Origin of the sequence: Nocardia crassostreae (assembly GCF_001613405.1) — a bacterium.
Lineage (GTDB): Bacteria > Actinomycetota > Actinomycetes > Mycobacteriales > Mycobacteriaceae > Nocardia > Nocardia crassostreae.
Map to the genome: position 1 here is coordinate 138,537 of NZ_BDCH01000036.1, position 24,126 is coordinate 162,662.

General features: G+C 68.6%; 23 protein-coding genes, 1 tRNA gene and 2 pseudogenes. 14 read left to right on the top strand and 12 right to left on the bottom strand.

Translation table 11 applies throughout. From position 1 onward, the window contains the following. Positions 1–48 precede the first annotated feature (48 nt). Positions 49–1,560 (top strand): amidase, encoded by a 1,512-nt coding sequence (locus NC4_RS33090; protein ID WP_067546498.1) that lies wholly within the window; start codon positions 49–51, stop codon positions 1,558–1,560. Here NC4_RS33090 and NC4_RS44240 read toward each other — a convergent pair. Both NC4_RS44240 and NC4_RS33095 read right to left on the bottom strand, forming a co-directional pair. Continuing rightward, positions 1,550–1,876, bottom strand: coding sequence for a hypothetical protein (locus tag NC4_RS44240; protein WP_369690812.1), 327 nt, complete (start codon positions 1,874–1,876; stop codon positions 1,550–1,552). The two genes, NC4_RS33090 and NC4_RS44240, sit on opposite strands and share 11 nt — an antisense overlap. Beyond that, positions 1,873–2,685: a serine hydrolase domain-containing protein gene (locus tag NC4_RS33095; RefSeq protein WP_218021365.1), complete on the bottom strand. Its 813-nt coding sequence runs from the start codon at positions 2,683–2,685 to the stop codon at positions 1,873–1,875. Before NC4_RS33095 ends, NC4_RS44240 begins: the two co-directional genes overlap by 4 nt. 192 nt (positions 2,686–2,877) lie before the next feature. Here NC4_RS33095 and NC4_RS33100 point away from each other — a divergent pair, with 192 nt between their 5' ends. The 3 genes from NC4_RS33100 (at position 2,878) to NC4_RS33110 (ending at position 4,652) form a co-directional block, all read left to right on the top strand. Beyond that, positions 2,878–3,618: a GbsR/MarR family transcriptional regulator gene (locus NC4_RS33100; protein ID WP_067546655.1), complete on the top strand. Its 741-nt coding sequence runs from the start codon at positions 2,878–2,880 to the stop codon at positions 3,616–3,618. Positions 3,619–3,736: 118 nt separating this feature from the next. Next, on the top strand, positions 3,737–4,135 hold the full coding sequence (locus NC4_RS33105) for a hypothetical protein (protein ID WP_067546501.1): 399 nt from the start codon (positions 3,737–3,739) through the stop codon (positions 4,133–4,135). A 440-nt stretch (positions 4,136–4,575) separates the two neighbouring features. Further along, positions 4,576–4,652 (top strand) — tRNA-Arg (locus NC4_RS33110). On the opposite strand, the gene NC4_RS39585 is transcribed toward NC4_RS33110, so the two are convergent. From NC4_RS39585 to NC4_RS33125, 4 genes are all read right to left on the bottom strand, one after another. Further along, entirely contained in the window at positions 4,631–5,023 is a 393-nt protein-coding gene (locus NC4_RS39585; protein WP_084530004.1) for a hypothetical protein, read from the bottom strand. The genes NC4_RS33110 and NC4_RS39585 overlap by 22 nt on opposite strands. A 9-nt stretch (positions 5,024–5,032) precedes the next feature. After that, complete coding sequence (locus NC4_RS33115) at positions 5,033–5,887, bottom strand: helix-turn-helix domain-containing protein (protein WP_157555373.1); 855 nt, start codon at positions 5,885–5,887, stop codon at positions 5,033–5,035. Between the two features lie 108 nt (positions 5,888–5,995). Beyond that, positions 5,996–8,584, bottom strand: coding sequence for a DNA translocase FtsK (locus NC4_RS33120; protein WP_067546507.1), 2,589 nt, complete (start codon positions 8,582–8,584; stop codon positions 5,996–5,998). Between the two features lie 195 nt (positions 8,585–8,779). Next, positions 8,780–10,270, bottom strand: coding sequence for a hypothetical protein (locus NC4_RS33125; RefSeq protein WP_157555374.1), 1,491 nt, complete (start codon positions 10,268–10,270; stop codon positions 8,780–8,782). Between the two features lie 120 nt (positions 10,271–10,390). Here NC4_RS33125 and NC4_RS33130 point away from each other — a divergent pair, with 120 nt between their 5' ends. Both NC4_RS33130 and NC4_RS33135 read left to right on the top strand, forming a co-directional pair. Further along, a complete protein-coding gene (locus tag NC4_RS33130) occupies positions 10,391–10,777 on the top strand; it encodes a DUF4189 domain-containing protein (RefSeq protein WP_084530005.1) in 387 nt (128 codons plus the stop codon). 36 nt (positions 10,778–10,813) lie between these two features. Continuing rightward, positions 10,814–11,371, top strand: coding sequence for a WKL family lipoprotein (locus NC4_RS33135; protein ID WP_067546513.1), 558 nt, complete (start codon positions 10,814–10,816; stop codon positions 11,369–11,371). Between the two features lie 152 nt (positions 11,372–11,523). Here NC4_RS33135 and NC4_RS33140 read toward each other — a convergent pair whose 3' ends face one another. Both NC4_RS33140 and dapA read right to left on the bottom strand, forming a co-directional pair. Beyond that, positions 11,524–13,608, bottom strand: a complete 2,085-nt coding sequence (locus NC4_RS33140) for a ribonuclease J (RefSeq protein WP_067546516.1) — start codon at positions 13,606–13,608, stop codon at positions 11,524–11,526. Continuing rightward, positions 13,605–14,513, bottom strand: coding sequence for a 4-hydroxy-tetrahydrodipicolinate synthase (gene dapA / locus NC4_RS33145; RefSeq protein ID WP_067546519.1), 909 nt, complete (start codon positions 14,511–14,513; stop codon positions 13,605–13,607). Before dapA ends, NC4_RS33140 begins: the two co-directional genes overlap by 4 nt. A 147-nt stretch (positions 14,514–14,660) precedes the next feature. On the opposite strand from dapA, the gene NC4_RS33150 reads away from it, so the two are divergent. Further along, positions 14,661–15,110, top strand: a complete 450-nt coding sequence (locus tag NC4_RS33150) for a hypothetical protein (protein WP_067546522.1) — start codon at positions 14,661–14,663, stop codon at positions 15,108–15,110. A gap of 48 nt (positions 15,111–15,158) precedes the next feature. Here NC4_RS33150 and NC4_RS33155 read toward each other — a convergent pair whose 3' ends face one another. From NC4_RS33155 to NC4_RS39590, 3 genes and pseudogenes are all read right to left on the bottom strand, one after another. Beyond that, on the bottom strand, positions 15,159–16,202 hold the full coding sequence (locus tag NC4_RS33155) for a DUF8320 family protein (RefSeq protein WP_067546525.1): 1,044 nt from the start codon (positions 16,200–16,202) through the stop codon (positions 15,159–15,161). Next, positions 16,189–16,458, bottom strand: a complete 270-nt coding sequence (locus NC4_RS33160) for an ATP-binding protein (RefSeq protein ID WP_067546528.1) — start codon at positions 16,456–16,458, stop codon at positions 16,189–16,191. The genes NC4_RS33155 and NC4_RS33160 overlap by 14 nt, the downstream gene beginning before the upstream one ends. A 32-nt stretch (positions 16,459–16,490) precedes the next feature. Next, a pseudogene (locus NC4_RS39590) lies at positions 16,491–16,604 on the bottom strand (flavodoxin family protein); the annotation flags it as partial. Between the two features lie 71 nt (positions 16,605–16,675). On the opposite strand from NC4_RS39590, the gene NC4_RS33165 reads away from it, so the two are divergent. Further along, a complete protein-coding gene (locus NC4_RS33165) occupies positions 16,676–17,194 on the top strand; it encodes a hypothetical protein (RefSeq protein ID WP_157555375.1) in 519 nt (172 codons plus the stop codon). Positions 17,195–17,254: 60 nt separating this feature from the next. Here NC4_RS33165 and NC4_RS33170 read toward each other — a convergent pair whose 3' ends face one another. After that, positions 17,255–18,682, bottom strand: coding sequence for a DHA2 family efflux MFS transporter permease subunit (locus NC4_RS33170; RefSeq protein WP_084530006.1), 1,428 nt, complete (start codon positions 18,680–18,682; stop codon positions 17,255–17,257). A gap of 175 nt (positions 18,683–18,857) precedes the next feature. Between NC4_RS33170 and NC4_RS44245 the strand changes: the two are divergent. From NC4_RS44245 to puuE, 6 genes and pseudogenes are all read left to right on the top strand, one after another. Continuing rightward, positions 18,858–19,073, top strand: a pseudogene (locus tag NC4_RS44245) (MarR family transcriptional regulator); the annotation flags it as partial. Positions 19,074–19,244: 171 nt separating this feature from the next. Continuing rightward, a complete protein-coding gene (locus NC4_RS41235; protein ID WP_067546666.1) occupies positions 19,245–19,979 on the top strand; it encodes a GntR family transcriptional regulator in 735 nt (244 codons plus the stop codon). A gap of 147 nt (positions 19,980–20,126) precedes the next feature. Beyond that, complete coding sequence (locus tag NC4_RS33180) at positions 20,127–20,873, top strand: aspartate/glutamate racemase family protein (RefSeq protein WP_067546535.1); 747 nt, start codon at positions 20,127–20,129, stop codon at positions 20,871–20,873. Next, entirely contained in the window at positions 20,870–22,084 is a 1,215-nt protein-coding gene (locus tag NC4_RS33185) for a DUF6986 family protein (RefSeq protein ID WP_067546537.1), read from the top strand. Before NC4_RS33180 ends, NC4_RS33185 begins: the two co-directional genes overlap by 4 nt. Then, entirely contained in the window at positions 22,081–23,109 is a 1,029-nt protein-coding gene (alc, locus tag NC4_RS33190) for an allantoicase (protein WP_067546540.1), read from the top strand. The genes NC4_RS33185 and alc overlap by 4 nt, the downstream gene beginning before the upstream one ends. Beyond that, positions 23,106–24,026 carry an allantoinase PuuE gene (gene puuE / locus NC4_RS33195; protein WP_067546542.1) on the top strand — a complete coding sequence of 307 codons (921 nt, stop codon included), beginning with the start codon at positions 23,106–23,108 and terminating at the stop codon, positions 24,024–24,026. Before alc ends, puuE begins: the two co-directional genes overlap by 4 nt. Positions 24,027–24,126: the final 100 nt, after the last annotated feature.

Consider the following 24,126-nt stretch of genomic DNA (forward strand, 5'->3'; position numbering starts at 1 on the left):
CGACCGGTACGGCTATTCTGGGTGCGGTCCAGGATTGAGGAGACGACCATGAGATTCGACGAGTACCGCGCCCACGATGCGGTGGGATTGGCCGCGCTGGTGGCGGACAAGCAGGTGGACCCGAGCGAGCTGCTCGCGCTGGCCCTCGCGCGATGCGGTGCGGTCGATCCGGTGCTCAATGCGGTGAGCCTGCTGATGACCGAGGTCGGCGAGAAGCTCGCGCGTCAGCCCGGCGACGGTCCGCTCGCGGGCGTGCCGTTCCTGCTCAAGGATCTCGTGCAGGACTTCGCCGGATACCCGACCTCCGCGGGCACCGGACCGCTGCGCACGGTGCCCGCGCAACGCAACAGCATTGCCGTGGACCGTTGGCTGGCAGCCGGATTGGTGATATTCGGCAAGACCACGACCCCGGAATTCGGCAGCAAGGCCATTACCGAGACCCGAGCCTTCGGCGCCACCCGCAATCCATGGGATACCGATCGCACGCCGGGCGGCTCCTCGGGCGGTTCGGCGGCGGCGGTCGCCGCGGGCATCGTGCCCGTGGCGGGGGCCAGCGACGGCGGCGGCTCGATTCGCATCCCGGCGGGCAGCACGGGACTGTTCGGCCTCAAGGCGGGCCGAGGTCTCATCTCGAGCGGCCCGCTGTACGGGGACTCGCTCTTCGGCGCGGTCACGGAAGGCGTTGTCTCCCAAAGTGTTCGAGACACCGCCCTGATGCTCGACATCCTGAGCCCACCGGATCCCGGCGCCCCGTACGCGGTCGCCCGTCCCGACCGCCCCTTCCTCGACGCCGTCACCGAGCCGCCGCGTCGACTACGTATCGGCTTCACTCACGAATCCCCCATGGGCACCCCGGTGGACCCCGGAGCCGTGCGCGCGGTCGAGAATGCCGCCCGCCTCCTGGAATCGCTGGGCCACATCGTCGAACCCGCGGCCCCGGCCATCGACGGCAAGCAGATGGCCCTCGACTTCATGACCGTATGGAGCGCCGCCGCCGCGGCCGAACTGGCCCACGCCTGCGCGGTGAGTGGCTCTCCCACAACGGATTTCGATATCGACACCCAGGTCCTCGCCACGGTCGGCCGCGCCGTGGCCGCTCCCGAACTCATTGCGGCCCATGCCCGCTGGAACCTCCACACCCGGGCCCTCGCCGATTTCCACACCACCTACGACCTCCTTCTCACCCCCACCCTCGCCGAACCCCCACTCCGCATAGGACAGCACCGCACCCCGGCCATCGCATCGACCCTGCTCCCTCCCCTGCTCCGGATCGGTGCGGGAAAGCTGCTGTCGCGCACCGATTTCTACGTCGACCTCGTCACCGCCAACCTCGCCGCGGTCCCCTTCACCCAGCTGGCCAATATCACCGGCCGCCCCGCCATGACCGTCCCCACCCACTGGACCGCCACCGACCTCCCGCTCGGCACCCAGTTCGTAGGACCTCCCGGCAGCGAATACCTGCTCCTACAACTGGCTGCCGAAATCGAAACCGCTCAGCCGTGGTTCGACCGCCATCCCGCCGAACTCGGCGATCGGACCGTGGGTGCGGCTACACGCTGAGGTCGACGCCGAAACCGGCTTCGTAGATTCTGCTGAGTACTTCCCAGGATCGGAATTCGGTGTTGGTGTGGACGGAGATGGTGTGGGCGCCGTCGGCGGTGGTGACCGTGAAGAACATGGTGCCCCAGTAGCTGCCGCCCACGCCGCGGAGGGGTTGGCCGGTGCGGGCTGGTTTGTCGAATTCGAAGAGGCCCAGGCCGTATCGGGTGTGGGGTAGCCAGTTGGCGCCTGCCGTGGGGACGGTGGTCCACATTTCATGGTGCTGAGCCAAGGGCAGGAGGGTGCCGTTGGCCAGGGCGCCGACCAGGCGGATCATGTCGCCGGTGGTGGAGACGATATTGCCGGGGTCCAGGAGGTGTTGAACTCGGTGACGTCGAGGGGGTCCAGGCCCGGATCTTCCAGGGCGGCTTCCCAGTTCTCGGAGGTGATGGCGGCGGTGTCGACGCCGTCCTTGAAGAACTGTTCGGCGTAGGCGCGGGGGTGGGGGTCGCGGTAGCCGACGTCCTCGGGGGCGCGCACGTAGGTGTCGGCCAGGCCCAGGGGGCGGAAGACCCGCTGTTCCACCTCCTCGGCGAAGGTGTTGCCGGTGATCTTTTCGATCATGGCTTCGGCTACGTAGAAGCCGCCGTTGGCGTAGACGAAGCGTTCGCCGGGGGCGGCGACAGGCGGCTGGGAGACCGTGAGAGCGAAGAGATCCGCGGTGGTGAACTCGTCGGCATGATGCTCGACGAAGGCGGCGCGGGTGGCGTAACGGTTGGTCAGTTCGGGGGCCAAGCCGGTGGCGAACAGGCCCGCGGTATTGCTGAGCAGATGGCGGATGGTGATCTTGTCGCCGTCGTAGCCATTGACATCCAGGACGCCGGGCAGCCACTTGTTCACCGGATCGTCGATGTCGAGTCTGTCCTCGGCCTCGAGGCTCAGGAGCACGGCGGCGATGCACGCCTTGCCGCCGCTGCCGATCTGAGCATGTTCACCGGGTCGGCGTGGGACGCCGGTCTTCAGATCGGCCACGCCCACGGCGCCGAACCAGGTGTCGTCGCCATTCCGGACGTGGGCGACGATTCCGGGGATGCCGCCTTCGGCCACCGCCCAGTCGAGGGCTTGCTGAATATCGGTATGGGTCATATCGGTTCCTTTGCTCTGAACTCTTCCGACACGACAAGAACTACGTTGCATCCACGATGCCATCAATCAACTTCTACTGAAGCAACGACCAAACCTGCTGATAAATAGGCGAATATCGTTGCGTGATGCTGCGCGCTAATGCAATGCTCTTGTTGCACAAGCTGTTCCGGCTGCGAGAAAGTGGAGATGCGGATGCCTGGAGAACGGTTGACCCAGCAGGATCGGCGGCGTATCGCCGCGGGGCTGCGCGAGGGGCTGACCTACGCCGCGATCGGCCGCCGTATCGGGCGGCCCACCTCGACCGTGACCCGCGAGGTCGTCCGCAATGGCGGGCCGGGTGACTACCACGCCGATCGAGCTCACCGGGCGAGCATGCGAAATACTGTGCAGCGCACCACGACAGAGCCGCGTCCGAGGCCGGGCAGGGCCGAGCTGGGCGGGCGCGATCCGCGGCTCGTGCACGGGGTGGCGGCGCACAATACGGAGCTGTTCGTGCAAACCGGGCTCCCCCGCATGATGGCCCGCGTGCTCGCCGCGCTGCTCACCACCGACAGCGGCAGCCTCACCTCCGCAGAACTCGTGCGCCGGTTACGCGTCAGCCCCGCCTCCGTTTCCAAAGCCGTCGGCTATCTGGAGGCGATCGAGATCATCAAGCGTGAACGCGACCCGCACCGGCGCGTGGATCGCTATGTCGTGGACGACGATGTCTGGTTCCAATCCATCATGGCCAGCGCCCGCATCAATACCCGGATCGCCGCCGCCTGCCGGACGAGTGCGCAACGACTGGGCGCCGCCACCCCGGCGGGCGCCCGGCTCGAGAAGATGAGCCGATTCCTGCACCATGTCTCCGACGATCTGGCCCGCTCGGCGCAGCATTGGCGCCAGGTCGACGCCACCGGCACGACGGCCGAAACCGGTGATACGGACGGCTGATACCTGTCCGCGGCGGCGTCAGCGCGCTGTCAGGGCGCTGTCAGCGCGGACGGCGACAGTGTGTATATCGCTCGACCGGACCGGTCGAGACCGGAACGGAATCGCAGGAGTACACACCATGTCCATCACCCTGACCGCCCAGGACAAGAGCACCGTCCGCACCGCCGCCTACGGCGCCGTCGCCCTCATCGCCGCGACCGGCGCACCGCACAAGAACATCTCGAACGGCTCCATCGCCCTGATGTCGGCGACCGGTCCGGTCGGGCACGTGCTCGCCGCCAAGACCAATGACATCGACCTGAAGGGCAAGTCCGTCGCCGAGCTCGCCGACCGGGTGCTGCCCGCCTTGACCGCGGCCGTGAACCTGCTCGCACAGCAGGATCCGGCGGAGTCGGAGAACTTCCGCAAGACCGTGCTCGTCGCCGTCGAGGCGGCCGCGCAGCCGCAGCAGGGCGAGACCACGCCCGTGGTGGCGGCCATGGTCGGCAAGATCACCGCGGCGCTCGCCGCCGCGTGATCGGGCCACCGGCACGCGCCGGGGTCCTCCGGGCCTGGTCGAAAATCGTTTTACGCCAGGAGAACCCCGCCGCTAGCATGGTCTCACCCCCTCGACCCGACCCACAGGAAAGGCGGCTCAGTGAACATGTTGACGCGGTATTCGGCCTCATTCGATCGCAACCGCCTCATCTGCCGCGGCGTACGGAGCCGCCTCTAACGGGCCTCGAGCATTCCAGACCTGTAGAGGGTCGCTCCCGTGCCAACCGCCCGGAGCGACCCTCCTCTCATTTCCGCGAGTACCCGCCCAGCCGGTGCACCTCACCGCCGAGTTGGCCGTCGATGCCGACGCCCGAACAGGCGCCCGGATACCGCGCAACCCAGACGACGACATATTCCCAACTTCCCCCGCGCACCTCAGCGCCGAGTAGATGTCAATGGCGACATCCGTGCGGGGATCGAATGCCCGTAGCTCAGTAGGACAGAGCGCTTTGCTACGAACGAAGAGGTCGGAGGTTCAATTCCTCCCGGGCATACCACTATCGGCCGACTCCGTGGAACGGAAGTGACGGCGCGACGAACGCGGAATCCACAGCAGTGCGAGTACGACGATCGAGATCGTCCAGCCTGCGATGAGGGCGAGATGGGCGCCGGTTTCGGGGAACAGCGCCCAGACTACGAAGCGGCCTGCGAATTGGCAGGCCAGGAGAACGGTGATCGTGATCCGGGCCCAGTTGCGGCCGTTCAGGATCGGGGGGATCAGGGCGGCGTAGATCGGAGCGCTGATCAGGTGGTAGATGGTGCCGACGTTCCAGCCGATCGGCGGGATCAGGGGGACGATCAGGTGATTGATCGCGTGGATGGCTATGCCGATCGCGGCGATGTGGACGGGGGACGGGGTGGCGAGCATTCGAGAAGGCTATGGGCGCAGGCCAGACGCTGTATTGGAGGAATGGGACATGGCCTGGTGGAGCAGGCGGCCCGGGGGCGCACCGGCGAATCGCTGGAAATCCCGAGTGAGGTGGGACTGGTCGAAGTAGCCGAGCCGGTCGGCGAGATAACCGTAATCGGGTGCGGGGTCCGGGTCATCGGTCAGCCATGCGAGAGCGGCGGAGAAACGCGTCAGTGACGCATACGTTTTCGGTGACAACCCGATCTGGTCGGTAAAGCGGCGGGACAAATGGCGGCGGCTCCAACCGGAGTCGGCGGCGAGGGCGGTGATCGGCACGGCACCGTGGGTGGCACGCAGGCGGTCCACGGTGGCCGCGACCACCGGGTCGAGATCGTCTTCTGCGCACCGACTCCGGAGATAGTCGGCGATGAGCGCGAACCGTTCGTCCCATCCCGGCGTCTCGGCCAGCCGCTCGACGAACCGGCGGGCCGAAGAGCCGAACAGATCCTCCAGATTCACGATGTCGTTGCGGAACTCCGACAATGGAATCCCGAGCATCCGGCGCGCGGCCATCGGGCCCAATTGCACTTGCGCACTGCACATCCGGCCCGCATGCGTAGCGATCCCGCCGCGATCGTGCATCCCGATCACCAGCGCCGACGGCCCGGCGCTGACCCCATTCACGGTCCCGTCGAGCGCGAACACGATCTTCACGGTGCCGCCGGGAATCTTCCTGCGCTGTACCGGTTCCGGCTCGAGGACATCGAATCCGAACACCCGCCGCACCCCGAGCCCCCGGAACGGCCCGGGCGAACCGTGCACGACGTGCTCGGCCGACACCTGAAACGCGCCCCGGACCTCCAGCAACCGACCGACGCTCACCCGACCAGCCTAACCACAGCCCATCCCCCACCCCGTGCCCATCACGAGAGCAGGTACTGGTGCAGGCGAATCGCGAGAAGCGACCAGCACCAGTACCTGCTCCGCGGATCAGTCGGTGGGGGTGGGGGGTTCGCCGCCTCGGATGGTCCAGAGGAGGGCGTCTAGTTCGTCGGGTTTGATGAGGACGTCTCGGGCTTTGGAGCCCTCGCTGGGGCCTACTACGCCTCGGGTTTCCATGAGGTCCATGAGGCGGCCTGCTTTGGCGAAGCCGACGCGGAGTTTGCGTTGGAGCATGGAGGTGGAGCCGAATTGGGAGGTTACTACCAGTTCGGTGGCTTGTAGGAGGAGGTCGAGGTCGTCGCCTATGTCGGCGTCGATGTCCTTCTTGTCGCCTGCCTTCGCGGCGGTGACGCCCTCCTGGTAGTCGGGTTCCTTTTGTTCCTTGGTGAATTCGACTACGCCGTGGATTTCCTCGTCGGAGATGAAGGCGCCTTGCAGGCGGGTCGGTTTGTTCGCGCCCATCGGGAGGAACAGGCCGTCGCCCATGCCGATGAGTTTCTCGGCGCCGGGCTGGTCGAGGATGACTCGGGAGTCGGTCAGCGAGGAGGTCGCGAACGCCAGGCGGGAGGGGACATTGGTCTTGATCAGGCCCGTGACGACGTCGACGGACGGGCGCTGGGTGGCCAAGACCAGGTGAATGCCTGCGGCGCGGGCCTTCTGGGTGATGCGGACGATGGCGTCCTCGACATCGCGGGGAGCGGTCATCATGAGGTCGGCGAGCTCGTCGACGATAGCGAGGATGTAGGGGTAGGGGCGGTAGACGCGTTCGCTGCCGAGCGGTGCGGTGATCTGGCCGGACTTGACCTTGCGGTTGAAGTCGTCGATATGGCGGACCTTGTTGGCCTGCATGTCCTGATAGCGCTGCTCCATCTCCTCCACCAGCCAGGCCAGGGCGGCAGCGGCCTTCTTGGGCTGGGTGATAATGGGGGTGATGAGATGCGGAATGCCTTCGTAGGGCGTGAGTTCCACCATCTTGGGGTCGACGAGGATCATGCGGACCTCATCGGGGGTGGCGCGCTGCAGCAGCGAGACCAGCATGGAATTCACGAAACTCGACTTGCCGGAGCCGGTGGAACCGGCCACCAGCAGGTGCGGCATCTTGGCCAGATTGGCGCAGACGAACTCGCCCTCGATGTTCTTGCCCAGGCCGATGAGCAGCGGATGGTGGTCGTTGCGCACCGACGGGGCCCTCAGCACGTCGGCCAGGCGCACCAATTCGCGGTCGGCATTCGGGACCTCGATGCCGACGGCCGATTTGCCCGGGATGGGGGCGAGCAGGCGCACGTTCTCGGTGGCCACCGCGTAGGCGATATTGCGGGCCAGGGCGGTGATCTTCTCGACCTTCACGCCGGGGCCGAGCTCGACCTCGTAGCGGGTGACCGTCGGGCCGCGCACGAAACCGGTGACCGCCGCGTCGATCTTGAACTGGACGAGGACCTCGGTAATGGCCTCGATCATGGATTCATTGGCAGCGCTGCGCTTCTTGGGCGGATCGCCGTCGGTGAGCAGGCTCAGCGGGGGTAGCTGATAGTCGCCGTCGACCTCGCGGTCGGCCACGAACTCGAGTTGCTGCGGTTCGGGCGGCGGCGGGGTCTGGTCGACGACCTTGGGAGCGGGCTTGCGCGGCTTGGGTTTCGGCGGCTCCTTGGCGATTTCCTTGGCGTCCTGCAGCGGCGGCTCGCCGAGGATTTCGGTGGCCGCGTCCGAATCCGGGAACTCGTCGGCCGGGTAGTTGTCGGAGGGGTTGCGGCCGCGTTTGCGGCGCACCTCGGGGCGGTGCAGCGGGAAGCCGTCGGCATCGTAATTGGCCGGATCGTAGAGGCCGTCGGAGTAGCTCTCGTACTCGTCGCCGCCACTGGCGGTGCCGAAGATCTCACGCATGCGCTCGGGGACCTCGCGCACCTTGGTGCCGGTGAGCAGCAGAATGCCGAACACGATGGCCAGCAGCAGCAAAGGCACGGCCAGCCAGGCGCTCAGCCCGTCGCGCAGCGGGCCGCCCATGACATAACCGACGAATCCGGCGGCGTGCGCGCGGCCGTGCGCATCGGTCGGCGCGCCCGCGGCCAGATGCCACAGGCCCAGAATCGGCAGCCCGGCCAGCAGGCCGCCGAGCACCAGGCGCGGGCGGATCTCCGGATCCGGCTCGGTGCGCATGAGGATCACGGCAATGGCCACCGCCACGAAAGGCAGCCCGGCCGACGCGGATCCGGAGATCGCGCGAATGGCGGTGTCCACCCAGCCCCCGACCGGACCGCCCGCCGACAACCAGACCGCCGCCGCGATCACGAAGGCGAAAGCCACCAGGGCCAGCGCGATCCCGTCGCGCCGATGCCCGTGCTCGATATCCCCCGCCCGGCTGATCGCCCGCGTGCTCGCCCCGAGCCCGCGCGCCAGCATGTTCCAGCCGCTGCTCACGGTCCGGGTCACCACGGCCAGCGGCGCGGTATTCGACTTCCGCCGCGGCGCCGGACGCCGCGCGGGCGCCTTGCGCGCCGTCCCGGCCCGACGTCCCGCGCCCGCGCCCCGCCCTCCCGCGGCCGTGCGTGGAGTGCGCGATCCGGACCGTGCAGGAGCCTGCCCCCGCGCCGATCCCGCTCGCGACCGTGATGCTGCGGTACCGCGGGACTTACCTGCCATGTACCTCAGGCTAGCCGCAACTGCCCCATGCGGACCATCCGCAACACTCGACCCACGCATTTCAGACATGTGGTGATGACAACGCCGACCGCCGGTCGGCATAAGGAAATACGGGGGGGCAAGCCCCCGAAACCCCCGAAAGAAAGAAGGGCTTGGGGGCAGCCCCCAAACCTCCTCTGAGCGGGCGAGCGCGGGTTAGTGAGCTGCGGCTAGAGGGAGTTCGCGGTTGGGGGTCGGGGTTGGGGGGATCATGGCGGTCCAGCGGGTGAGGGTGGATTCGAAGTCGGGGATCTGGGTGAGGGCGGCTCGGTAGCATTCGTCGGCGTCGACATTGCGGCCGAGGCGGCGGAGGGCGGTGTAGCGGACGAGGAGGTTGTGCGTGCCGACCAGGCCGATGTGGCCGGCGCGGGTTCGTTCGGCGCGTTCGGCGTGGTCGGCGGCTTCGCGGAGGCGGCCGGCGGCCAGGTGGTTCTGGGCGGCGCGGGCGTGGACGGCGGATTCGAAGCGGGTGCTGCCGGCACGGCGGGCGGCGTGCAGGGCGGCGTCGAAGAGGCGGGCGCCGAGTTCGTCCTCGCCTTCGCTGGAGAGCACGCCGGCGGCCTCGGTGAGGGCCCACATGGCATTGAGGAGGGTGCCGCGGTGGCTGTCGCCCACGACGGCGCGGGCAGCGGCGGCCAGGGCCTCGCGATTGCGACCGGCGGCCGAATAAGCCTGGGCCAGGAAGGAATAGGCGATGCGCACGCCTTCGGGGCTGGCGCCGCATCGGTAGAGGTGCAGGCCGGTGGCGAAATGCCAGGCGGCACGGTGCGGGTCCTGGTCGTAGAGGGCGAGGATGCCCGCGAAAACACTGGTGGTGGCCGCGACCCAGGGTTCGTTCTCCGGATCGGCATCGGCCGTCAGCCGCTGCACGTGGGCGGCGGCGCGTTCGGGGGCGCTGAATTCCACGACCAGGGCGAAGACCAGCGCCAGCCGGGCGCGGCGGGCCGCGACCGCATTGCCGTCGCCCTCGGCGGCGCGGATCAGCTCCTCGAGGGCCTTATCGAGATCGACGGTCGCGTCACCGGCCAGCATGGTCTCCCCCACCGCCAGGGCGAGATCGGCGGCCAGCGCGCGATGCCGCGCCGTACCCGCGGCGGCCATCCGGTACAGCGCGACCAGATTGCGCCGCTCCGCGGTGAGGAACTCCAGGGTGGCGTCCAGATCGGCCAGTCGCGTGCCCGGATTCGCCGTGGGCGCCAGCGGCAGGTGCAGGCCCGGATGACGCACGCGCAGCACCGTTTTCATGGTGGCCAGGTAGTAGTCCAGCAGCCGCGTGGTCACATCCACCTCGGCGTCGGCGCCCGAGCGGCCGATGGCGAACAGGCGCATGAGGTCGTGATAGTGGTAGCGCCCGCGCCCGATGGTCTCGAGCATGCCGCGATCGACGAGCTCCTCACACAGGTCCTCGGCCACCGGCTCGATGGTGTCGAGCACCGCCGCGGTGGCCGCGAGCGGCAGATCCGGCAGATCCGCGACGGCCAGCAGCCGGAAGGCGCGCGCGGCCGGGTCCGGAAGTTGTTCGTATCCGGCCCGGAAGGCCGCGGTCAGCGCGAGATCGCCGACCCGGAACCGGACATCCGGGCGCTGCGCACGGTGCGATCCGTTAAGCGAACCGCACGGTCGGCGATAAGGACCGGATTCGATCATGAACGAGTCCACCGGATGCCGGTGGCCGCCGGGTGCGGTTGGCGTCAGCCAATTCGGGTCGGTAGCTTGATCACTCGGTCCATCGGGTCGTGGACCCTATAAGTTGAGAAGGGCAATACCTTGAAGAAGATCGTCACCGGAGCCGCCGCGATGGTCGCGGTCGCCGGTTCCCTGTTGGTGGGCACCGCGGCTCCGGCCAATGCTTATGTCGACAATTGGGGGGCCGTCTCGCTGTCCCCCTCCACGGGTCACGTCGGCTATTCCTGGGACGCCCCCAGCCGCGAGAACGCCAAGAACGCCGCGCTGAGCGAATGCCCGTTCTCCGACTGCAAGATCGTCGCCAGCTTCGCCAACGGCTGCGGTATGATCGCATTCTCCAACCGAGCCGGGCTCTACACCTACGGTGCGGCGTACTCGAAGTCGGCCGCGCGGGCGGAGGCGCTGAACCGGAACCGGTCCGACGCCTACGTCTACCACTGGAACCGCACCACCGGTTACGACCTCTGATTGTCGAGTACGCACCTTTCGTAGGGGAGAATTTCGTTGAAGCACACCATCTTCCGCGCGACCGCCGCCCTGGCGATCGCCGCCTCGGCCTTCGCCATGGCCTCGTGCAGCTCCAGTGAGAGCACCACCAATACCGCCGCCACCACCTCGGCCGCCGCCACCGACGCCCCCAAGTTCGAGGGCGGGGTGGAGGACGGCGGCGAGATCACCGGCGCGCCGTCCACCTCCGCGGTCGCCAACCTGCCCAAGCCGACGGTGCAGGAACTGAACGACAAGATCACCAAGGCGTTCGACCCCGCCATCGACGCCAAGACCAAGGTCGACTGGATCGAAAACGCGGGCCAGGACCCGCAATTGGTCGCCAAACTGGTCGACGCCGCCAAGAAGAACGACGTCACCGTCGAGATCATCGGCGTCGGCGAGCCCGTCGACGGCAAGCTGAAGGCCGACGCCAAGATCACCATCGGCGGCACCCCGGTCGAGAACGGCTCGGTCTCCTTCGTCGCCGACGGCAACGAATGGAAGGTCGACCACGCCTTCGCCTGCAATATCGTCAAGACCGCCAAGCTCGATTCGGCCGCCTGCCAGGAGTAGTCGGCACGCGTGAGCTTTTCCGGCCCCGGCAGCGGACGCTGCCGGGGCCGATTGCGTACAGGGCGCGGTGAAGACCGGCTTCAACAGCGAGAGCGCCCGGCAGCTCTTGCTGCCGGGCGCTCTCTACTTGCTGCCCTTGATGTTTCGGGTCGTCAGACCCCGATGACGGTGGGGACGATCATCGGGCGGCGGCGGTACTTCTCCGCCACCCAGCGGCCGACGACGCGGCGCACGCCCTGGGCGATGCGGTGGGTGTCGGTGACACCCTCGCCCACCAGGCGGCGAAGTTCGGCTTCGACGAGTTCCTGGGCGTCGACCAGGGCTTCCGGATCGTCGGAGAAGCCGCGACCGTGGACTTCCGGTGCGCTGACGGCCTTGCCGGTGGTGGAGTCGACGGCGACGGTAATGGAGATGAAGCCGCCTTCGCCGAGGACCAGGCGATCGGACAGGGTGGATTCGCCGACATCGCCGACCGAGAGGCCGTCGACGTAGACCTGGCCGACGCGCATGCGGCCGGTGATGGTGGCGATGCCGTCGACCAGGTCGACCACGACGCCGTTCTCCGCCAGCACGACTCGCTCCTCGGGGACGCCGGTGGCCACGGCCAGGGCGCCATTGGCGCGCAGGTGGCGCCATTCGCCGTGCACCGGCATGGCATTGGTGGGGCGCACCGCGTTGTAGAGGTAGAGCAGTTCACCGGCCGAAGCATGGCCGGAGACATGGACTTTCGCGTTCTGCTGGGTGACCACGGTGGCGCCGAGCCGGGCCAGGCCGTTCACCACGGCGAAGACGGCCTTCTCATTGCCGGGGATGAGCGAGGAGGCCAGCACCACGAGATCGTCGGCGCGAATATTGATCTGGCGGTGATCGCCGCGCGCCATGCGCGAGAGCGCCGAGAGCGGTTCGCCCTGCGAGCCGGTGGAGATGAGCACCAGCTTGTGCACCGGCAGATTCGCGGCCTGATCCAGATCGACCACCAGACCGTCCGGCACATCCAGATAGCCGAGATCCTGCGCGATCTGCATATTGCGGACCATGGACCGGCCGACGAAGCAGATGCGGCGGTCGTAGCGCTGGGCCACCTCCACCACCTGCTGGATGCGATGCACGTGGGAGGCGAAGGAGGCCACGATGACCCGGCCCTTGGCCTTGCCGATCACATTGTCGAGCACCGGGCCGATCTCGCGCTCGGGGGTCACGAACCCGGGCACCTCGGCATTGGTGGAGTCCACCAGGAACAGGTCCACGCCCTCGTCACCGAGGCGGGAGAACCCGGCCAGGTCGGTGAGGCGGCCGTCCAGCGGTAGCTGGTCGAGCTTGATATCGCCGGTGTGCAGCGCCAACCCGGCCGGGGTGCGCACCGCGACCGCGATGGCATCCGGAATCGAGTGGTTGACGGCGAAGTACTCGCAGTCGAACGGTCCGTGCTGGGTGCGCTGCCCCTCCACGACCTCGATCAGCTTGGGCTGCAAGCGATGTTCGCGGCACTTGGCGGCGACCAGCGCGAGGGTGAACTTCGCGCCGATGACCGGGATATCACGCTTGAGCCGCAGGAGGAACGGCACGGCGCCGATGTGGTCCTCGTGCCCGTGGGTGAGGACGACGGCTTCGATGTCATCCATCCGGTCCTCGATGGGACCGAAATCGGGCAGGATCAGATCCACGCCCGGCTGCTGGCCCTCGGGGAACAGCACACCGCAGTCGATGATGAGCAGCTTGCCGCCGTACTCGAAAACGGTCATATTGCGGCCGATTTCGCCGATGCCGCCGAGCGCGAACACCCGCAGGCCGCCCTTGGGGGCCTTGGGCGGGGTGCCCATGGCGTGCGGATCGCGCCGCGATTCGGTCTCCGCCTGATCACCGCGGTCCGAGCGCCCGGACTGCCGGGACCGGCCGCCGGGGCGACGCCCGCGATCGGACTGACGGGACCGGCCCGGGCCGGAGTCCTCCTGCCGCGCCTTGGCCGGAGCGGCTTCCGGCTGTGCGGCCTTGGTTTCCGTCACGTTCTCGGTCTGCGCGCTCTGGGCCTGCGCCGATCTGGATCGGCCCGCGGTACCATTGCGGCCGCGGCCCGACCGGCCGCCCTGCTCGGCGGCAGTCTCCTGCGGCGCGGCGGCTTCCGGCTTGGTCTGTTCCGGCTGCGCGGCAACCGGTTCCGGGCGTGCGGCCACCGGAGCGGGTGCACCCGCGGCGCGGCTGGCGGTACGGCGCGGCCGACGTCCCACGGGGCCGGTCATGCAAGCACCCCGGCTGCTCGCAGGTCAACGGCGAGCTCGTCGAGTTGTTCTGTCGTCGGCATGAGTTGTGGCAACCGTGGCTCGCCCACCTCCACGCCGAGCAGGCGCAGCGCGCCCTTGGTCATGGCGACCCCGCCGAGGCGGGCCATGGCGCGGTTGAGCGGGATCATGCTGACATTGATCTCGCGGGCCCGCGCCACGTCACCGGCCAGGTAGGCCTCGCGCAGCGCACGCAGCCGATCGGGCACCAGATGTCCGATGACGCTGATGAATCCGGTGGCGCCCAGCGACAGCCACGGCAGGTTGAGCACATCGTCACCGGAGTAGAAGGCCAGTCCGGTCTCGGCAATGAGCTCGGCGCCCGCGTTCAGATCGCCCTTGGCGTCCTTGACCGCGACGATGTTGGGATGCTCGGCGAGACGGCGAATGGTGTCGGAGGCAATGGGCACCACCGAGCGCGGCGGAATGTCGTAGAGGGTCACCGGCAGATCGGTGGCGTCCGCGATGGCGGTGAAGTGCGCGAGCAGCCCGTCCTGGGAGGGCCGCGAGTAGTACGGGGTGACGACGAGCAGCCCGTGCGCCCCGGCGCGCTGCGCATTGCGCGCCAGCTCGATGCTGTGGGCGGTGTCGTAGGTGCCCGCGCCCGCGATGACGGTGGCGCGGTCGCCCACGGCGTCGACCACGGCGTGCAGCAGATCGAACTTCTCCGACTCGGTGGTGGTCGGGGACTCTCCGGTGGTTCCCGAGATGGCGAGCAGGTCGACGCCGCCGTCGACCAGGCGGGCGGCCAGTCCGACGTCGGCATCGACATCGAGCTTGCCTTCGGCCGTAAAGGGAGTCACCATCGCGACACCTACTGTGCCGGACGCGTGCAGCTCAATTCGCGTCGATTCACCGTTCGTCATAGACAGCAAGGCTACCCGGTCACCTGAACGGGATTTACATCCTTATACCCGAACCACCGCTGGCCCGACGGCGATTTGCCTCACTCGCCCCACTATGACGCCAAAACTTTCCTTGAATGACGTCAGCGATGACATCACACTGGTGTCATGGATCTCAACAAGTACACCGACCAGCTACGCGAAAACCTCATTGCCGCCGCCGCCCTGGGCGATGAGAAGACCCAGGCCACCGCCGCCGCCCTGGCCGCGGCCACCGAGAACTCGGCCCGCCTCGTACTGCTGGCCGCACTGTCGGAGCTGGCCACCGAGGTCACCACCGCGGTCGGCGACCGCACGGTGCACGTCTCCGTCGACGGCACCGACGCCCATATCGACGTCCGCAAGACCGCCACCGGCGACGAACACCCCAGTTTCGAGGAGATGACCGGCGATATCAGCCGGGTCACCCTGCGCCTGGTCGAGCAGATCAAATCCCGCGCCGAGGAAGCCGCCGCGCAGAGCGGCATGTCGCTCAACTCCTGGCTGTCGACCACGGTGCAGAGCGCGCTGCGCGATCAGATGAAGCGCGGCGGCGCGGGCCGCTGCGACACTCCCTGAGCCCGAGGGGTTCGGTAAGCCCCTGCGGCACAACGGGAACCGGCCCGCTCAGTCCATCACGGTGACTTTGCCGTCGGTGTCGATCTCGGTGCGGCGGTCCTGATCGGGGGCGTGCGCGAGGACGGTGGCGAGGACCCGGCGGCCCAGCGGGAGCACGCGGACGGTCACCGAACCGGTATTGGTGGCGTCGAGTTCGCGGGTGGCGGCGTCGATGACGCGTTTGCGCACCCATTCGGGGACTCCGGCGAAGCCGCCGTCGTCCAGCAGCACCACTTCGACACCGCGCGAGCGGGCCCCGCGGGCGGCGTCGCTGAGTTCGTCGGTGACCAGTTGCGGTGCGCGCAGGCCGTCGCGGAGTTCGGCTTCCAGCAGGCGGCATTCCTCGCGCTCGGCGGCGGAGAGTTCGGCGCCGTCGGCGATGCGCTCGAGAATGTCGCGGGCGACGCGGTCCAGCCGCGCGAGCTGACGGGTGCGCTCGCTGTCGGCGGCGGCCATGGTGGCCTCGGCGGCGGCGCGCAGCATGGCGTCCTCGCGCAGGATGCGCAGCGATCGCTGCATGGGGCGCATGACCGCGGCGAAGACGGAGATGGCGGCCACGGTGCCGATGGGGACCAGCGAGCCGATCATGGCGCTGGAGTCGATCTGGGCGTCCAGCCCGGCCGCGACCAGGACTCCGGCGACCGCGAGCACACCGGCCCAGGCGGTGCGGACCCGGCCGCGCAGCACCAGGACCGCGAAGACGTAGGACGACGCGAAGGCGGACCAGACCGAGTGGTGCGCCCGCTCGGTCGTGGCGGTGACCACCATGAGGGCGGTGGCGACCGGCCCGGCCGCGGCCGCGAACAGCGCCACCGGCAGCGGCAGCGGATCCACCGGCATGGCGACCACGACCGCGGCGGCGCTCAGCATGAGGGCCATGCCGAGCAGGGCCGCCCACTGCGGCGCGGGACCGAAGTACGGGATCATGTAGAGCGCGATGGTCGCTTCGAGAATGAGCAGGAACAACCAGGCCGAGCGACCGCGCAGGCCCAGCAGATCGCGCAGCCCGAAGCGGGAATCCAGGTCCGCCGTGCGGGTGTCAGCGAAGGCCATCGCCACCCCAGACCAAGGTCACGGTGGTGCCCTCGTCGGGCTGGGATTCGACGAACCCGGAGCCGCCCGCCAATTGGCGCATGCGGCCGAGAATGCTCATCGAGATGCCGAGCCGGTCGGCCGAGACGGCGGCGAGGTCGAAACCCGCGCCGTCGTCGGCGAACACGATGCGAATGCTGCCCGCGCTGACGGTGGCCGTGACGGTGCGGCGCACCTCGCGGCCGGGAACCGCGCCGTGGCGCAGGCTGTTTCGCACCGCTTCGGTGAGTGCGGCGGCAATGGTGCTGGCCGCACCACCTCGACACCCTCGATCTCCGTATCCGTCGCGCCCGACACCACCGCCTCGAACATTTCCTGCGTATGCGGTGAGGGCGTGTGATGAATGATCAGCAGTCTCGCCACGCGGTCGAGCCTATAGGGTTGCGGGCGAACCGGATCGGTCCGGACAGCGCGTGGTGAAGGGATGGCCGAAGATGTCGGACGCATCGTCGAAGGTGCTCCTCGACGACTTCGAGAACAAGGACAACTGGGAAGTGGCGGGGGCCGGGGCCGACCGGACGCATCTCACCACCTTCGCGGAGGGGGCGCCGGGCAAGGAGCTCGCCGCGTTCGCCAGCGGGGAGACGGGGCGCGATCATCGGGCGCTGGTGCTGCTGATCCGGCAGGCGAGCGATGATCTCGAGGTGGAGTTGGTCGCCAAGTCGGGCGAAACCTTCTCCATTGCCGGGCAATTGGCGGCGCTGAACCTGTGGGTGCGGTCGCCGCACGCCTCGATCCGGGTGTACGCCCGGCTCGGCAATACCGCCGAGGAGCACGAACTGCTCATCGGCAAGGTGACGGTCGGCGGCGATTGGCAGCATGTGGAGCACGCTGTCGGCGAGGACATCAAGGACGCGCGCCTGCTCGGGCTGAAGACCCGGCTGGTGGATGTGGTCAAGACGCAGGGCGAGGTCATGATCCTGCTCGACGATCTGACCGCGCGCACCAAGTAAGCGGCACAACGACGACGACCCGCCGGGCATCGGCCCGGCGGGTCGTCGCGTCTGCCCGCGCTATCCGAGCTGGCGGCGGCGCAGCACGGTGGACGCCGCCGACGCCACCAGCGACAGGAGCGCGACCGCGGCGAACGACCACTGATAGCCGGAGACCGGATCCCAGCCGGAAGTCGTTGCGCGGGACAGGATCACGGCCAGGACGTCCACGCCCACCGCACCGCCGACGCGCATCAGGATATTGACGAACGCGGCGGCATCCGGGAGCTGATCCGGCCGCACCGCCGCATAGGCGGCCGCGCTGAGCGGCAGGGACGCCAGCGCGGTCGCGACCCCCGTGCCGAACAGAAGTACCTGCACCACAATCGTATTCGCGTCGACCGGCAGGAAGACGAAGGGCGCGACGGTGGCGAACACCGCCAGATTGCCGCCGACCGCGATGGGGCCGCCGCCGAACCGATCCGCCAGCCGCCCGCCCAGCGGCAGCGTGACCACGCCGCCCAGCCCGTAGGCCAAGAGCGAGACGCCGGTGCGGATCAGGCCGTCACCGTGCAGCACCTGGAAGTACAGCGGCAGCAGCACCATGAGGCTGAACATCGATGCGCCCGCGAAGAATCCGGCGGTATTGGCGGCGGCGAAGACGCGGTTGCCGAACATGCGCACATCCAGCAGCGGCCGCTCCCGACGCACACTGCGCCCGATGAATCCGGCGAGCGCGGCCAGTCCGAGCAGGATCGGCAACCAGACCGAGACGACCGCCGACGCATGGTCGACGCCGAGCTCGGACAGGCCGTAGACCACGGCCGCCACGCCCCCGCCCGCCAGCACCAGCCCGGCGAGGTCGAGGCTGCCGGTCGGCGCGCCCTTGCCGAGCGGCAGATAGCGCAACCCCAGCGCCATCCCGACGAGCCCGAACGGAATGTTGATGAGGAACAGCCATTCCCAGCTCCAGTTGGCGAGCATCACCCCGCCGACGGTCGGCCCGATGGCCGGTGCGCCGACCACCGCGATACCCACCACGCCCATGACGCGGCCCATGCGCTGCGGTCCGGCGGCCTGCCCGAGAATGGTCTGACCGGCCGGAATCATGACCCCGGCGGCCAGCCCCTGCAGCACCCGCAGCGCGATGAGCCAGCCCGCGGTCGGCGCCAGCGCGCACAGCGCCGAGGTGACGGTGAACGCGGCCAGCGCCGCCAGCCACAGCCGCCCGACGCCGAAACGCCGTCCCAGCCAACCGCACACGGTGAGCGAGACGCCGAGCGCCAGCAGGTAGGCGCTGGCCACCCATTGCATGGTCGCCAGCGAGGCGCCGAGGTCCTCCCCCATGGTGTGCAGGCCGATATTGACCAGTGACGTATCGAGCATGCCCATGACCGCGCCGAAGACGACGACGGCGGCGGCGGTGCGCCAGACATATCTCGGGATCTTGTCCGAAGCATCGGGTGCGACCGCCCCCGAAAGCGCTGTGTCCGTACGCGATTGCGTCATCGGACTTCCCTTCAGTTGTACGTGAGCTTCTCAACTGTAGAGACTAACAATGATTGAGGAACTCAACAATATGTAGGATCAGCAAGTGACCGATGGACGCGAGTACCACCCGCGGGGACTGCTGCGGTATCCGACGTATGTGCTCGGCAAGCTGCACAAGGCCATGCACGCCGAAATGGGCTCCCAGCTGCGCGAGCACTGGATGCTGACCTACCTGGCCGAACGCAGTGAGATCTCGCAGCAGGAGATGGCCGATGCCATGGGCATCGACCGCAGCGAAGTGGTGCGGTTGATCGACGGCCTGGAGAAGGCCGGACTGGTCACCCGCACCCGCGATCCGCACGATCGGCGCAAGTACCGGCTCGCCATGACCAAGGCCGGGAACAAGTTGCGCGAGGAGATCGACGACCGCATCGCGGCGGCCACCGATGTGCTGCTGGAACGGCTCACCGACGCGGAACGCGAAACGCTGCACCGGCTTTCGCTCAAGGCGATCGGCTACGACGCCGACGACCTCTGGCCCGTCGGCCTTTGCCCAGTTCACGGCCGCTACCGTTGGCTGGTGCCGTCCCGACCGCGTCTACCCCGCCTGCCCCAGCTGACCCCGCCCGTCGACGCCAAGCGCGGGTACTCGCAACAGGAGATCCTGACCGAGTTGCGGCGGTTGATCCTGGAAGGCAATCTGCCGCCCGGCACCGGGCTGTCGCTGGGTGAGCTGGCCCGGCAGTTCGGGGTGAGCGCCATCCCGGTGCGGGAGTCGCTGCAGACGCTCATCGGCGAGGGGCTGCTCGCGCATCGGCCCAACTTCGGATATCAGGTGACCCTGCTGACGGCCGCCGAGCTGCGGGAACTGTATGTGGTGCGGGAGCGGCTGGAATCGGCGGCGCTGGCGGCCGCGGTGCACCACGCCACCGAGGAGGACCACGAGCTGGCCCGCGAGATCCACGCGCGGCTGGAGCGGGCCATCCTGACCGAGAACGCGGTCGCCTATCACCGCGAGACACGCAACTTCCATCTCGCACTGGTGCGCCCGTCGGGCATGCCGCGCGTGGTGCACATGCTCGAATACGCCTGGAACATCACCGAACCGGTGCAGCCCATGGTGCATGTCAGCACCGCCGACCGGGTGGTGCTGCACGCCGATCACAGCAAGCAGCTCGCCGCCTTCCTGGCGCGCGATGCCGCGGGGCTGCTCGCTGCCACCGACCTGCACCATTCGCGGTTGAACGGGGTACTGTCGCGACTGCCCACCGATACCGGACTTTTTGCGGATTCGGCCGTTCAGGAAGATATATAGTTTCAGCAATAACCGGGCAACACCCGCACGATAGCGTCGCGATGACCGTGCTCCCGTCCTTGGGACCTGACGAGATCGGATGTGCGACTTGCCCGAAACCGCGATCGCCGGTGCCGACGCCCCCGTCTTCGAGAATCGGTGAGGTCCATGCGAATTCGAGTCGTCAATCCGAACACCACGGCGGCCATGACCGAGCTCGCGGCGCAGGCCGCCCGCGCGGTCGCCGCACCGGGGACCATTATCGAAGGCGCCACCCCCACCATGGGGCCGGTCTCCATCGAAAGCCATTACGACGAAGCGCTGGCGGTGCCCGGGCTGCTCGCCGAGATCGCGCGCGGTGAGGCCGAGGGCGCGGACGGATATGTGATCGCCTGCTTCGGCGATCCCGGCTTGGACGCCGCACGGGAGCTGGCGCGCGGACCGGTGATCGGCATGGCCGAGGCGGCCTATCAGGCGGCCAGCCATCTCGGGCGCGGATTCAGCGTGGTCACCACCCTGTCGCGGACCGAGGGACGCGCCGCCGATCTGGCCGAACGCTACGGCATGACGCGGTTCTGCCTGGGCATTCACTCCTGCGAGATTCCGGTGCTGGAACTCGAGGATCCCAAGGCGCGCACCGTCATCGCCGACGCCTGCCGCGAAGCCGTGCACGCCGACGGCTCCGAGGCCATCGTGCTCGGCTGCGCGGGCATGGCCGATCTGTGCGAATACCTGACCCGCGTGGTCGGGGTGCCGGTCGTGGACGGCGTCGCGGCGGCCACGCTGACGGTGCAGTCACTGGTCACCATGGGTTTACGCAAATCCGGGCGCGGCGAGTTCGCCCGGCCACTGCCCAAGAAATACACCGGCCCGCTGGCCGGATTCACCATCGAGAATGCGGAGGTTCGTTCGTGACGCTGCCACCAGAGGTGCTGGCAGGAATCGGGGCCAAGCTCGCGGCGGTCGACGCGGAGCTGGCGCGGAACTATCCGGGCGAGCGCCCGGGGCAGCCGATCCACACCGCGTATATCAGTGGGGCGGACGCGTCCGCGGATATGCCGGGGGTATGGGGTGCGGCGGCCATCGAACTCGCGCGCGGGCAGCGGGAGCTGCTGATCGAGCTGGCCGGGGCCGAGGTGGCCGAGCTGGTGCTCGATACGCTGGCGCGGCGGCCGATCCAGGATCTGCGCTTCGACTTCGAGGACGGTTACGGCACCCGCGGCGACGAGGTGGAGGACTGCGATGCGCTGCGCGCCGGTGCGGCATTGAAAGCCCTTCCCGCCGAGGTGTTCTCGCGCGGCGTCCGACTCAAGGGCCTCACCACCGCGGAATGGTCGCGGGCCGTGCGCACCCTGGAGCTGGTGCTCGAGGGCGCGGGCGGGGTGCCCGACGGTTTCGTGTTCACCCTCCCCAAGATCCGTCACCTCGATCAGGTGGATATCGCCGTCGCGCTGTGCGAGGCCATCGAGGCCGCGCACGGACTGCCTTCCGGCGCACTGCGATTCGAATTGCAGATCGAGAGCCCGCAGGCCGTCATCGCCGCCGACGGCACCGCCACCGTCGCGCGCGCTATTCACCGCTCCGCCGGGCGCTGCACCGGATTGCATTACGGCACTTACGACTACAGCGCCGCCTGCGGTATCGCACCGCAGTTCCAGTCGCTGGAGCATCCGGTCGCCGATCACGCCAAGGCCGTCATGCAGGCCGCCGCCGCACAGACCGGCGTGTGGGTGTGCGACGGCTCCACCCAGGTCTTGCCCCTCGGCGGCGACGACGAGGTGCGCGCCGCCGTCGTCCGCCACAATCGCCTGGTCACCCGCTCCCTCGAGCGCGGCTACTACCAGGGCTGGGATATGGGCCCCGGCCATCTGGTCACCCGCTGGCTGGCCAATTTCACCTTCTACCGCACCGCCCTGGGTGTGGCCGCGCCCCGCATCGGCCGCTACCTGGAGCGCCAGGGCGGCGCCGTGGTGGACGAACCCGCCACCGCCCAGGCCCTGGCCACCGTCGTTCTGCGCGGCTTGGATTGCGGCGCTTTCGGTCCCGATGCCGTGACCGCGCTCGCCCCGGCCGCCTCCGTCGAGGTATTGCATCAATTGCGAGAAAGGAAGATTCCGGCACTATGACCGACGCCGACTTCACGCTGCTACCCGACCTGGCCGTCCGCACCCTCGGTGGTGCGGTGGTCTGGGCCAATGACGAATCCTTCGCCGAGAAGGAGAACCTCATCCGCCCGGAGGATTCCACGTACTCCCCCGCCACCTTCGGCCACAAGGGCCAGGTGTACGACGGCTGGGAAACCCGCCGCCGCCGTGGCGAACTGGGCGACGCACCCGCCGCCGACGACTGCGACACCGCCATCATCCGACTGGGCGTGCCCGGCGTGATCCGCGGCGTGGTCGTGGACACCGCCTGGTTCAAGGGCAACTATCCGCCGGAGGTGTCGGTGGAAGCCATTGCGGTGCAAGGCTATCCGTCACCCGCCGAACTGGCCGAGCTGGACGGCTGGACCACCATCGTCGAACGCGCCAAGGTGTCCGGCGATGCGCAGAACCCGTTCGCCGTGGACTCTCCCGAGCGCTGGACCCATGTGCGGCTGCGCATGTTCCCCGACGGCGGCATTGCCCGCCTGCGCGTGCACGGCTTCGCCAAACCCGAACTGCGGTGGCTGAATTCGGGTTCGTTCGACCTGGCCGCCATCGAGAACGGCGGGTTGGTGGCCGACTGCTCCAACCGCTTCTTCTCGCATCCGCAGAACGTGCTCATGCCCGGCCGCGCCCGCGTCATGGGCGACGGCTGGGAGACCGCGCGCCGCCGCGACCGCGACAACGACTGGGTCCGGGTGCGCCTCGCCGAGGAGGGCGTGCTCACCATGGCCGAGATCGACACCTCCTACTTCCTGTTCAACAGTCCCGGCGCGGCCGCGCTCACCGGCATCCGCGCCGACGGTGGCGAGGTGGAACTGCTGGCGCGCACCGCGATTCAGCCCGACACCCGCCACCGCTTCCCCATCGCCTCCGACGAGCCGGTCGTCGAGGTCCGCCTGGACGCCTTCCCCGACGGCGGCCTGGCACGGCTGCGCCTGTTCGGCGCCCTGACCGACGCCGCGCGCACCCGCCTCGAGGCCGAGCAGAAAGACCACCTGGCATGAGCAATTTCGATCTCACCTATCCGCGGGACATGGTCGGCTACGGCCCCAACCCGCCGCATCCGCAGTGGCCCGGCGAGGCCAATATCGCGGTGCAGTTCGTCCTCAACTACGAGGAGGGCGGCGAGAACAGCGTCCTGGACGGGGACGAGGGCTCGGAGACCTTCCTCTCGGATATCGTTCCGGCGGCGGCCTTCCCGGAACGCCACATGAGCATGGAATCCCTCTACGAGTACGGCTCCCGCGCCGGGCTGTGGCGGGTGCTGCGCCTGTTCGAAGAGCGCGATATCCCGCTCACCATCTTCGCCATCGCCCGTGCCCTGGAGCGCAATCCGGAAGCGGTGGCGGCCTTCAAGCGCCTCGGCCACGAGATCGCCTGCCACGGCCTGCGCTGGATCTCCTACCAGTCCGTCGATCCGGCCACCGAACGCGCCCATATGGACGAGGCGGTCGCCATCATCACCAAGCTGTTCGGTGAACCGCCGCGCGGCTGGTACACCGGCCGCGACTCCCCGCAGACCCGGGAACTGGTGGTCGAGCACGGCGGTTTCGCCTACGACTCCGACTCCTACGCCGACGATCTGCCGTACTGGGTCAAGGTGGGCGAGCACGACCAACTGGTGGTGCCCTACACCCTGGAAACCAATGACATGCGGTTCTCCTCCCCGGCCGGTTTCGCCAATGGCGACGAGTTCTTCGCCCACCTGCGCGACGCCTTCGACGTCCTCTACGCCGAAGGCGCCGCGGGCGCCCCGAAGATGCTCTCCGTCGGCCTGCACTGCCGCCTGATCGGCCGCCCCAGCCGCGCCAAGTCGCTGGAGCGCTTCCTCGACTACGTCCAGTCCCACGACAAGGTCTGGCTGGCGCGCCGCATCGATATCGCCGACCACTGGCGCACCGTGCACCCGCCCCAGGCGTAATCCCCCGCAACCGACAGCGGCCCGGAATCACCAGATTCCGGGCCGCACTCGTCTGGACAGATGATCACCGGGAACTGGTGGCGGCGTTTCGCGAGTAGCT

Bases quoted from the DNA above. Each gene is read 5' to 3' on its own strand.
- NC4_RS33100 (WP_067546655.1), top strand. From the start codon at position 2,878: ATGCCTGGAGAACGGTTGACCCAGCAGGATCGGCGGCGTATCGCCGCG.
- NC4_RS33155 (WP_067546525.1), bottom strand. From the start codon at position 16,202: ATGGCCTTCGCTGACACCCGCACGGCGGACCTGGATTCCCGCTTCGGG.
- NC4_RS33165 (WP_157555375.1), top strand. From the start codon at position 16,676: ATGTCGGACGCATCGTCGAAGGTGCTCCTCGACGACTTCGAGAACAAG.
- NC4_RS33105 (WP_067546501.1), top strand. From the start codon at position 3,737: ATGTCCATCACCCTGACCGCCCAGGACAAGAGCACCGTCCGCACCGCC.
- NC4_RS33095 (WP_218021365.1), bottom strand. From the start codon at position 2,685: ATGACCCATACCGATATTCAGCAAGCCCTCGACTGGGCGGTGGCCGAA.
- NC4_RS44240 (WP_369690812.1), bottom strand. From the start codon at position 1,876: ATGATCCGCCTGGTCGGCGCCCTGGCCAACGGCACCCTCCTGCCCTTG.
- NC4_RS33120 (WP_067546507.1), bottom strand. From the start codon at position 8,584: ATGGCAGGTAAGTCCCGCGGTACCGCAGCATCACGGTCGCGAGCGGGA.
- dapA (WP_067546519.1), bottom strand. From the start codon at position 14,513: ATGACGAACGGTGAATCGACGCGAATTGAGCTGCACGCGTCCGGCACA.
- NC4_RS39585 (WP_084530004.1), bottom strand. From the start codon at position 5,023: ATGCTCGCCACCCCGTCCCCCGTCCACATCGCCGCGATCGGCATAGCC.
- alc (WP_067546540.1), top strand. From the start codon at position 22,081: ATGACCGACGCCGACTTCACGCTGCTACCCGACCTGGCCGTCCGCACC.
- NC4_RS33140 (WP_067546516.1), bottom strand. From the start codon at position 13,608: ATGACCGGCCCCGTGGGACGTCGGCCGCGCCGTACCGCCAGCCGCGCC.
- NC4_RS33170 (WP_084530006.1), bottom strand. From the start codon at position 18,682: ATGACGCAATCGCGTACGGACACAGCGCTTTCGGGGGCGGTCGCACCC.
- NC4_RS33180 (WP_067546535.1), top strand. From the start codon at position 20,127: ATGCGAATTCGAGTCGTCAATCCGAACACCACGGCGGCCATGACCGAG.
- NC4_RS33125 (WP_157555374.1), bottom strand. From the start codon at position 10,270: ATGATCGAATCCGGTCCTTATCGCCGACCGTGCGGTTCGCTTAACGGA.
- NC4_RS33090 (WP_067546498.1), top strand. From the start codon at position 49: ATGAGATTCGACGAGTACCGCGCCCACGATGCGGTGGGATTGGCCGCG.
- puuE (WP_067546542.1), top strand. From the start codon at position 23,106: ATGAGCAATTTCGATCTCACCTATCCGCGGGACATGGTCGGCTACGGC.
- NC4_RS33150 (WP_067546522.1), top strand. From the start codon at position 14,661: ATGGATCTCAACAAGTACACCGACCAGCTACGCGAAAACCTCATTGCC.